General features: G+C 57.9%; 2 protein-coding genes. Both read right to left on the minus strand.

Translation table 11 applies throughout. From position 1 onward, the window contains the following. Positions 1-727 (minus strand): glutathione S-transferase C-terminal domain-containing protein (locus L692_RS0102645; RefSeq protein ID WP_025696952.1); only part of this gene is annotated, 727 nt, incomplete at its 3' end. A 5-nt stretch (positions 728-732) separates the two neighbouring features. Continuing rightward, the coding region (locus tag L692_RS0102650) for a glutathione S-transferase C-terminal domain-containing protein (RefSeq protein WP_025696954.1) at positions 733-1,573 on the minus strand (841 nt) is incomplete at its 5' end.

Consider the following 1,573-nt stretch of genomic DNA (forward strand, 5'->3'; position numbering starts at 1 on the left):
AGGCAGCGTCAAAACGGACCAGGGTCGTATACAGCCGCACATCCGAATCCGTAATGGCATCCCCGAACAGGTAGCGCCGCGTCGACAGACGCTGCTCCAGTTCGTCAAGACGGTGAAACAGGACGTTATAGGCTTGTTCATACGCTTCCTGCGAGCGGGCAAAGCCCGCCTTGTATACGCCATTGTTCACTTCGTGAAAGATGCTGTCGTTCAGCGAATCGATTTCCCCGCGCAAATGCTCGGGATACAGATCGGGCGCTCCCTCCTTGTGCAGCGGCGCCCACGCCGTCTCCAGATGGTTCGTCAACCGGAAGTAATCGTTGTGGACCACTTTTCCCGATTCGATCTCCACAATAGCCGGAACCGTGGGGCGTCCCTTGTAGCCGGGATCGGCCTTCAAGTAAGCTTCGCTCAGATAGCGGATGCCAAGCACGGGGTCCTTCTTCCCTTCATCCAGTGTAAAAGCCCAATCCGTATGCGGCAGATCCGGGCGAATGGGGTCCACCGTTCCAAGGCTGATGGCGTCCTCCAGTCCGAGAAGCCGGCGAACGATTACTGCGCGATGCGCCCAGGGGCAAGCGGCCGACCAGACCAGACGGTAGCGCCCCCCTTGGACGGCAAGCTCTCCCGGCCCATCGCCGAACACGGCGGTAAACCGGTTTTGCTGCCGAAGGAAAGAGCCGTCTCGCACAATTTCCGCCGGATTTTCCGTAGCCTGTTTTGTCATCGTATTCACCCTTTGCTTAATTTTTCCCGCCCGTGCGGGGTATTCCAGAGACGATCATCCGGTCCTTTGGGGTAAATCCCCCATGGGTTGCCCGCAAATCCCCTGAGATGCGGCGAAGCGTGATAGCTATTCCGGATCGCGGCAAAATCCGTCGTGTCCCCAAAGCCGGGAATTTGGTACAAATCGCGGGCATAGCCCCACAGGTTAGGGAAATCGACGAGCCGGTTCCGATTCGTATTGAATACGGAATAATAAGCGGCGTCGAACCGGGCCAGCGTAGTGTACAGACGCACATCCGAGTCCGTTATCCGATGACCGAAGAGATACCGGTTGTTCTGAAGATGCCGCTCCAGCTCGTCCAGACGGGCAAACAGCGTATCATAGGCCCGATCGTAAGCTTCCTGGGAATGGGCGAAGCCCGCTTTGTACACTCCGCTGTTGATATCCCAGAAAATCACATCATTCAGAGCGTCGATATCCCCGCGCAGTTCCTCCGGGTACAAGTCCGGCGCTCCTTCCTTGTGAAAATCCGCCCAGACGGTTTCCAGGTAATTGGTGAGTCGGAAATAGTCGCTGTTGGCGCCCTGTCCGGTGACGATATCGACCACAATAGGGACTGTGGGGCGGCCTTTGTAATGCGGATCGGCCCGGTCGTAAATTTCCTTGACATAGCGGATGCCCAGCACCGGATCGACGCCGCCTTCGTCCAGCGAGAATTCCCATCCGCGCTCCGTGCGGAAATGACTCGCCGTGCCGAGACTGATCACCTTGTCCAGACCGAGCAGCTTGCGGACGATCACCGCCCGGTGGGCATAGGGGCAAGCCTTCATCCAGAGCAGCCGATAG

It is taken from the genome of Paenibacillus forsythiae T98 (assembly GCF_000520735.1).
In the GTDB taxonomy this organism is placed as follows: Bacteria; Bacillota; Bacilli; order Paenibacillales; family Paenibacillaceae; genus Paenibacillus_AQ; species Paenibacillus_AQ forsythiae.